Annotated in this window: 7 protein-coding genes and 1 pseudogene; 2 read left to right on the forward strand and 6 right to left on the reverse strand. The window is 58.7% G+C overall.

Going from position 1 to position 7,805, the window contains the following annotated elements; all coding sequences use genetic code 11:
* Positions 1-565: 565 nt before the first annotated feature.
* Positions 566-964, forward strand: a complete 399-nt coding sequence (locus tag ACQKP4_RS02205; RefSeq protein WP_427629982.1) for a hypothetical protein — start codon at positions 566-568, stop codon at positions 962-964.
* Between the two features lie 79 nt (positions 965-1,043).
* Positions 1,044-1,799 carry a hypothetical protein gene (locus ACQKP4_RS02210; RefSeq protein WP_427629984.1) on the forward strand — a complete coding sequence of 252 codons (756 nt, stop codon included), beginning with the start codon at positions 1,044-1,046 and terminating at the stop codon, positions 1,797-1,799.
* A gap of 140 nt (positions 1,800-1,939) precedes the next feature.
* Here the strand turns inward: ACQKP4_RS02210 and ACQKP4_RS02215 are convergent, their stop codons facing one another.
* The 6 genes and pseudogenes from ACQKP4_RS02215 to ACQKP4_RS02240 form a co-directional block, all read right to left on the reverse strand.
* Positions 1,940-3,940, reverse strand: a complete 2,001-nt coding sequence (locus ACQKP4_RS02215) for a peptidase U32 family protein (RefSeq protein WP_427629986.1) — start codon at positions 3,938-3,940, stop codon at positions 1,940-1,942.
* 202 nt (positions 3,941-4,142) lie between these two features.
* Positions 4,143-5,159, reverse strand: coding sequence for a succinylglutamate desuccinylase (locus tag ACQKP4_RS02220; RefSeq protein ID WP_427629987.1), 1,017 nt, complete (start codon positions 5,157-5,159; stop codon positions 4,143-4,145).
* Between the two features lie 163 nt (positions 5,160-5,322).
* Positions 5,323-6,021, reverse strand: coding sequence for an ABC transporter permease (locus ACQKP4_RS02225; protein ID WP_427630001.1), 699 nt, complete (start codon positions 6,019-6,021; stop codon positions 5,323-5,325).
* A gap of 5 nt (positions 6,022-6,026) precedes the next feature.
* A complete protein-coding gene (locus ACQKP4_RS02230) occupies positions 6,027-6,740 on the reverse strand; it encodes an ABC transporter permease (RefSeq protein WP_427629989.1) in 714 nt (237 codons plus the stop codon).
* Positions 6,741-6,904: 164 nt separating this feature from the next.
* Positions 6,905-7,693, reverse strand: a complete 789-nt coding sequence (locus ACQKP4_RS02235; protein WP_427630002.1) for a transporter substrate-binding domain-containing protein — start codon at positions 7,691-7,693, stop codon at positions 6,905-6,907.
* A 28-nt stretch (positions 7,694-7,721) separates the two neighbouring features.
* Positions 7,722-7,805: pseudogene (locus tag ACQKP4_RS02240) on the reverse strand (histidine/lysine/arginine/ornithine ABC transporter ATP-binding protein); the annotation flags it as partial.

Consider the following 7,805-nt stretch of genomic DNA (forward strand, 5'->3'; position numbering starts at 1 on the left):
GGGCGTTCGCCTTTTCCTGGACGCGATGCTCGAGCGCCTGGCACCGTTTGGCGCCACCCAGCCGAAAAAATAGACAGCTGATTTCGTTGAGAAATGGGCATTACTGCCCACCGTTCCAAGAAATGTTTCCAGGTGCATTTCCCATGTGCCTTCTCCGTTTGAGTTTCTGGATGTCCGGCATAAACCTGAGAAGCGCCAGCGCACGGCGAGTGTCCGGTGTTGGACGAACATTGTTTCTGACACGCATCGCCCCCCGCTATGTGCGTCGGCCTGTTTATTTCCACTTAATCTATATCGGCCTGGGTCACTTATCATTCCATGAACTATGGTTGTTCGAGCCGACGATACAACCTTTATTCACGCCTTCTTACTCGCGTCGCATGGATGACGTGACAGCACACTTTCAATACTGATCAAGCTTATAGTTTTCAGGCGAAAAAGTTGCTTGGGTTTTATGTCGACTCAACATCAAGCATTAAAATCAGTCCATCAACCGCATTAACGTTTATCAGTGCGTGCAGCGTACGCTGACACTACTTATATCCAATCAAACAGGGAGGTTTATATGCCTGGCGATTTTCCTGACAAAAATGGATGCACCCTGATTGTAGTCAACCAAAAAGACTTTGATCGCGTGGTGCTCAGTTCGATTGCAACCACTTTCCATTGGCGCAGTACGCCTGATTATCGGGCGCCGGTTCAACAGTGCCTCGCCACACTGGTTGAAGAAATGAAATTGACCTCGGTCGACGGCAATGCCCAAGGCCACGACAGAATGCACCTTGATCTGGAGGATGCCGCCACGCCTGAACTGCACATGCATATCCTGGGAGATATCGATGACGAGGATTTCCGAACTAACATACATGCCCTCATAGAACGCCTGGAGGCCAAGGGACATTTGACTACGCAAGAACTTGAAACCATCAAGCGAGGTATAACGGCACACAATAACTGGACCTGATACATCACCCGCCCTCTTGTTTACTAAAGCAACTCCTCAACCGTGCAAGCCGCTTTGAACATTCAATGGAGAGAACATCATGGCAGCAATAACCAAGGCACTGATCGGGCAGGATTTGTCCGAAGAAATGAAAAACGAATGCGCTGCGCACCTCGACACACTGATGGCGCTCGGCCTGTCCAAATCCCAGTACTACGCGCAACTGATTAATACCTCATTGTTGGGCGCGGGCCAGGGCACTGATAGAACATTCCCCATTTCAACGATCCAGTCGTTCACTTACCAGACAAAGGCCTATACATCCGACAACGCCAAAAACATTAGCAGCGTGGTGAATGATTCCATCAAAGGTTTTGTCGCCGGGGACAATACATCGGCTGTCGGGACGATTGTCTCTGGTTTTGTCGACATGCTGTTCGGCTCCTCGCAAGGTTCCGAAAGCGAGGTCAGACGGTATTGCGCCATTCTTGAGGGTGCTTCGATGATCCGTCTCGATTTTGCCGGATGGTCGCGTGCGGTGTCCTCGACGTCATTGAAAAGCAAGTGCGATCAGGTCAGCGCCTTCGTGCTCTATCGATCCATTGTCGACATGAAAAAAGTGTCGCTGAACGACTTCATCTCGGTGTATCAAATCACGGCAAAAATAGAAAACCCGGAGCTGGACATGGCGGGGATCGTGAAAAAATGTCAGGACTTGTACCTGTTGTTCAATCCCGAAAAGCGCAACGACGGTTTGCTCAGGGCCGCCGCGCGGCCGCTGGAAACAGCGACGTTCAAGCCAACAATCGGCCACGAGTCGCTGGACGTGTTCAACAAGCAGCTCACCGTCCGGTAGCCGCGCGCTGATTCACGGTGTAGCCATCTCAGCCGCCCGATCAGCGCCAGCGAAGTATCGGGTCAACGCTCGGGCCAGTATCGACTGGCCCGAGCGCTTTTCTGAGCGGCGACCCTTTGGGCCACCCGTCCGCCCGCCACTCAGTGAGGCGCGCGCGGGATGGTCTTGAGCAGGTCTTCGGGGCTGATGTGACCGACCACCGATTCCGGGGCACTGCCCGGCAGCGGCAGGTCGAGGATGTGGCCTTTGATCTTGCCGATCACGTGCATTTCGCAAGGCTTGCAATCGAACTTCAATGTCAGCACTTCGTCACCGTGCACCAGTTGCATCGGCGCCACCTTGGTGCGCACGCCGGTCACGCCCTTGGCCTGTTTGGGGCACAGGTTGAAAGAAAAGCGCAGGCAATGCTTGGTGATCATCACCGGCACTTCCCCGGTTTCCTCATGGGCCTCGAACGCGGCGTCGATCAGCTTGACCCCGTGCCGGTGGTAGAAGTCCCGGGCCTTCTGGTTATAGACGTTGGCCAGGAACGACAGGTGCGATTCCGGGTACACCGGCGGCGGGCTGGTTTCGGCCTTGCGACCGCCTCTCGGGTGCGCCAGCAGACGGCTCGTCGTCAGCGCCTCGATCACTTCGCGGCGCAGGGCCTTGAGCTGCGAATTGGGAATGAAGAATGCCTGCGGGGCGTCCAGTTTGACGGCCGTGGCATGGTAGTCGGTGGTGCCCAGTTGCCCGAGCAGGTCACGCAGCCCTTCCAGGGCCTGCTCCGGTTTGTTGGCCACACCGAACGGTCCGTCCAGCGAGACACTGGCGCTGATGCCCTCTTCGCTGGTGGCGGTCAGTTGCAGTTGCTGTTCATCCAGGCGTGCCACCCAGGCGAGGCCGATGCGCCGCTCGGCGGAGGTCTTCTGCAACGCTTGCTGCCAATTGTGGTCCAGGTTGCGGCTCAGTGGATGGTTGGGCCGCAGCTTGTACATCCCGTCGGGCATCTCATTGGGCTCGACCCGATAGCGATAGCGCTTTTCACCGTCTTCGTCGAACTCACCCTTGGGCTCGGCGATGTTGGCGCGAAACCCGACCACTTCACGCTTGATTTGCACGTTGAGGCCATCGCCGTTGGACAGCGGCTCAGTGGTCACCACCAGCAGGTCGCGCTTGCCTACCTTCTCTACCGCCCCCACCAGCAAGCCAGTGAACGTCGGTGAATCGAAGGCGCCGATGTCGATCTTGCGGTCACTGACGAAGTAGTCGGTGCTGCCACGGTGGAAAGTCTTGTCCGGATCGGGCACGAAGAAGTGCGCGGTGCGGCCACTGGAGGCGCGCGCCAGGTCCGGCCGGTCTTGCAGTACGTCGTCCAGGCGCTGGCGGTAATAGGCCGTGATGTTCTTCACATAGCCCATGTCCTTGTAGCGCCCTTCGATCTTGAACGAACGCACGCCAGCTTCGACCAGCGCGCGAATGTTGGCACTCTGGTTGTTGTCCTTCATCGACAGCAGGTGTTTTTCGTAGGCCACGACCCGACCCTGGTCATCCTTGAGGGTGTATGGCAAACGGCAGGCCTGGGAGCAATCGCCCCGGTTGGCGCTGCGGCCGTTTTGCGCGTGAGAGATGTTGCACTGGCCGGAAAACGCCACGCACAACGCGCCGTGAATGAAGAACTCGATGGCCGCGTCGGTCTCATCGGCGATGGCGCGAATCTCTTGCAGGTTCAGCTCGCGGGCCAGCACCAATTGCGAGAAACCCGCCTGGTCCAGGAACTTCGCTCGCGCCAGGGTGCGGATGTCGGTCTGGGTGCTGGCATGCAGCTCGATGGGCGGAATGTCCAGCTCCATCACACCCAGGTCCTGGACGATCAACGCGTCGACCCCGGCATCGTACAGTTGATGGATCAGCTTGCGGGCTGGCTCCAGCTCGTTGTCATGCAGGATCGTGTTGAGGGTGGTGAACACCCGGGCGTGGTAGCGATGAGCGAACGTCACCAGTTGGGCGATTTCACTCACCTCGTTGCAGGCATTGTGCCGGGCGCCGAAGCTGGGGCCACCGATGTACACGGCGTCGGCACCGTGCAGGATCGCCTCGCGGGCGATGCTCACGTCACGGGCGGGGCTGAGCAGTTCCAGGTGATGCTTGGGTAGGGACATTTTTTTTATCGAGGTCTGTCACGGTCGAGACGCCCATTGTAACGACCAAATTCTCGCTCGGCACCCGCGAACGACCCAGCGGTAGCAGCGCACCCTGGCACGCCCGCGCCGACAGCCTGTCAGGTGTCGGGCGCGGCCAGGGTCATCACTGCGTTTGACTGAAGCGACACCTGGACACAGGCATGATGTCTGGCAACGGGCCTCAGTCCGGATCGAGCATCCCGCCATTCCAGTGACGCGAAATGCGCGTGCCGGTGAACTTGGCTACGCCCATGCCCTGACCGATCAACCGGTCCCGGTAGCGGGTGACCAGTCGCCCCGCTTGCTCGGCGAACAGCACGACTTCGGAAGCAGGATCGCCCGGACGCCGCAGAATGCGCGCAAAGCGCTCGCCTTCTTCGACGAAATCACCCAGCTCTTTTTCAAAGATCAGCACACCGGGCTGCGGCGCAAGAATGGTTTCCATCTGGCCCATCTCAAGCACCTCGACCGGCCAATCGGCAAGCGGCACTTGCTCGTCGATCACCCCGTAATTGCACAGCCAGCCGTACAAGCCTACGGCATCCTGCTCGGCAAATTCGTCGCTGACATCGCCTTGCCCGCGCAGCTCCAGCGTGGCCGCCATGTGCTGATCGGCGACGCCGTCGCGCAGCCACGGCGAAATGATGGTTTCTTCGAACGAACCATCGCTGCCGTCGTCCCAGATGATCGCCACGTCCATCTTCATCGCGGCTGCCAATTCGCGGCCACGTGACCCGAAGGCGCGGTGCACGTAAAGGTAGGGCAGCGCTTCGTCATCGGTGTGCAGGTCGAGCATCACATCCGCCGGGGCCGCCAGCTGCACCAGTTTTTTCTGCCATTCCTGCACGTTGGTCAAAGGCAGTTCCATCGCCGCCGACCGGTCGAACCAGCGGTTGAAATTGTGCCCAGTCGCATCGTGGTGTCGCCCGAGCAACCGGCCCTTGCAAAACTGGCCGATGCCTAACGGGTTGGCCTGAGGCACCACGGTCACGGTGCCCTTGAGCCGGCCTTGCGCCTGCGCAACCTCAAGGCGCTGCATCAATAAATGCAGGACCAGCATCCCGGCGATTTCATCGGCATGGACTCCGGCCTGCAGATGCACCGTCGGCCCGCTGCCATTGCCCTCGTAACGCCAGACGCCGACCTTCATCTCGTCGCCATTATTGTTGCGAATGTTGAACGAAACATCCTGCGCCATGCGCTTACCCTCATAAATTATTGATAAATAACAACGCCTTGCTGTTTAAGAGAGCGATTGGCCTGGAGCCTGATTCGCCTCGCTGTACCCGCCGCATACGCCCCACCCGCCAACAGGCGACCACCGCAACGAAGGTGCGCACGGTCAGCCAGTGGCCGGTTGGTCATCCCGAGGTGCGAATCGGGGTTCCCCGGCGCTCGGCAAAGGCAAAGATCGCCTCGAGCAAAAAGGTAAGGCAAATGTACACACCGGCCACCAGTACCAATGGCTCATACACTTGCAGGGTCTGCGCCCGGACCATGTTGGCCGCGCCCAACAAATCAATCACCGCGATGGTGGAGGCAAGCGCCGTGGACTTCATCAACATGACCGTCTCGCCGGCCAGGGTCGGCAATAACAGGCGCAAGGCCCGCGGCAATCGCACCCGCAGCAACGCCTGACGCGGGGTCATGCCGAACGCTGAAGCCGCTTCCATTTCACCTTTGGGCACGGCCAGCAATCCGCCGCGAATCACTTCGCCGACATACGCCCCCACGGACACCACCAATGCAAAAACGATGTACCAGTAACCGTCACGCAGATACGGCCAGAAAAAGCTGGAACGGATCAGCGGAAACTGCGCGAACAGGCTGCCGAGACCGTAGTAGAAAATGTAGATCTGGATCAGCAACGGGGTGCCGCGTGTCACGCTGGTGAAGAGCAGGCTGCCCCTGGCGATGATTTTGTTTTTCGAGATCCGCGCCAACGCCACCAGCACCGCCAGCACAAACCCGAACACGCTGGAGATCAGCAGAATGGTGATGGTCGTCTGCAATCCGCGGAGCAACAGCGCCCCGTATTCAACTATCCACGCTGGAATCATTTCATTCACTCAGCCAAAGGCATCCAGCGGCGGATGCGCCGCTCGAGCCGTCCCGACAGGTAGTTGGACACCAGCGTCACCACGTAATACAGCGCAGCAGCCGTGATGTAGAACAACAGATAGTGACGCGTCGAACCCGCGCCTTGCTGGGCCGTGTACAACAGCTCGTTGGTGCCCACCACACTGATCAACGCACTGTCCTTGATCAGGTTGACCCACAAGTTAGCCATGCCCGCCATGGCGAACGGCGCCATGATCGGTAGCGTGACACGCCGAAAAAGAGCGAAACCGTGCAGGCCAAACGCTTTTGCCGCTTCGATCTGGCCGAAGGGAATCGCTTGAATCGCCGCGCGGAAAATCTCCGACGCATAGGCGCCCTGCACCATGCCCAGCACCACAATCGCCGCCAACGGACCGCTGACATTGACCGCCTCGAAGCCGAGCGCTGCCATCAGAGAATTGAGCAGCATGGAGCCCACGTAGTACAGCAACAGGATCATCAACAGCTCTGGAACGGCCCGGAACAACGTGGTGTACCCACGAGCCAGTGCTGCAATCGGTTTGGGTGCACCCAACTTCAGGCAGGCCACCACCAGGCCGACAGTCAACCCCACCACGAAGGCCCCCGCCGATATCTGCAGGGTCATCAACAGTCCCTTCAACAGCGCTGTGCCCCATCCTTGGTCGGTAAAACCGATCAACTCGAACATTGCCGACATTTCATTCTCCAGAGGGTGACGACGCATCGTCACCCGCCCCTACAGGCGTGTGGCGCGCAACCGCGATGCCGCCCTCAAGTGGCCGGATCATCGCGTTCGCGCCTTGCTCATGCCGAATCAGCGCTTGGCGCGCAGTGGCGATCCCCAAGGATTTTGGTTTCGGCTCACGGGTAGATGAGCGGTTTTACGCTGGTATGGAAGTAGCTCTGGGACAGGTCGTCATAGTCCTTGCTGGCCAATAACGTCGCGATCGCCTTGTCGAGTTTGCCCTTGAGTTCGGTGTCACCTTTGCGCAGACCAGCGCCCACGCCTTTGCCGAAGAGCGGGTCATAAGGAACGGTGGCGAGGTAGGCCAGGCCCGAGGCGTCCGAAGACTTGACGAAATCCACCATGGCGGTGCCGTCCGCCATTGTCAGATCGATGCGGCCGGCAACCAGGTCGGCGTTGGCCGAATCCTGGGTTTCGTAATACTTCACGTCGGCAATTTTGTCGTAGTACTGCTTCAGGAAATTCGCGCTCACCGTCGAGCTCTGCACGCCGATGGTCTTGCCCTTGAGGTCATCCGGGTATTTGTTCACCGCAGTGCCCTTCGGGCCGACGATGGCGATCGGGGAATCGTAGTAAGGGACGCTGAAGGCGATCTGTTTTTCACGCTCCTCGGTCACCGACATCGAGGAAAAAATCACGTCGACCTTCTTCGCCAGCAGCGACGGGATGATCCCGTCCCACGCCACTTCCTTGATCTCGCAGTCGGCTTTCATTTCGCTGCAGAGCTTGTGAATCAAGTCGATTTCAAAGCCTTTCCATTCACCATTGGCCTGCTTCTCGGAGTACGGCGGGTACGGTTCCGCTGCGACTGCGAAGCGGATTGGCTGCGCCTGGGCAGACCCCATGCCGGCCAGCAATACGCAGGCCACGCCCGTAAACCAGTTTGCCAATCGTCGATTTCCCATGATGTTTTCCCGTCTTTTTATGAGGTTATTAGCGAGTCTGATGAGCGTTGACAAATTGCCGGCAACGCTCGCTGCGTGGGTGTGCAAACACTTCGTCCGGCGAACCGGTTTC

This window comes from Pseudomonas sp. NPDC086278, from assembly GCF_050280905.1.
GTDB lineage: Bacteria > Pseudomonadota > Gammaproteobacteria > Pseudomonadales > Pseudomonadaceae > Aquipseudomonas.

Bases quoted from the DNA above. Each gene is read 5' to 3' on its own strand.
- ACQKP4_RS02205 (WP_427629982.1), top strand. From the start codon at position 566: ATGCCTGGCGATTTTCCTGACAAAAATGGATGCACCCTGATTGTAGTC.
- ACQKP4_RS02210 (WP_427629984.1), top strand. From the start codon at position 1,044: ATGGCAGCAATAACCAAGGCACTGATCGGGCAGGATTTGTCCGAAGAA.
- ACQKP4_RS02215 (WP_427629986.1), bottom strand. From the start codon at position 3,940: ATGTCCCTACCCAAGCATCACCTGGAACTGCTCAGCCCCGCCCGTGAC.
- ACQKP4_RS02220 (WP_427629987.1), bottom strand. From the start codon at position 5,159: ATGGCGCAGGATGTTTCGTTCAACATTCGCAACAATAATGGCGACGAG.
- ACQKP4_RS02225 (WP_427630001.1), bottom strand. From the start codon at position 6,021: ATGATTCCAGCGTGGATAGTTGAATACGGGGCGCTGTTGCTCCGCGGA.
- ACQKP4_RS02230 (WP_427629989.1), bottom strand. From the start codon at position 6,740: ATGTCGGCAATGTTCGAGTTGATCGGTTTTACCGACCAAGGATGGGGC.
- ACQKP4_RS02235 (WP_427630002.1), bottom strand. From the start codon at position 7,693: ATGGGAAATCGACGATTGGCAAACTGGTTTACGGGCGTGGCCTGCGTA.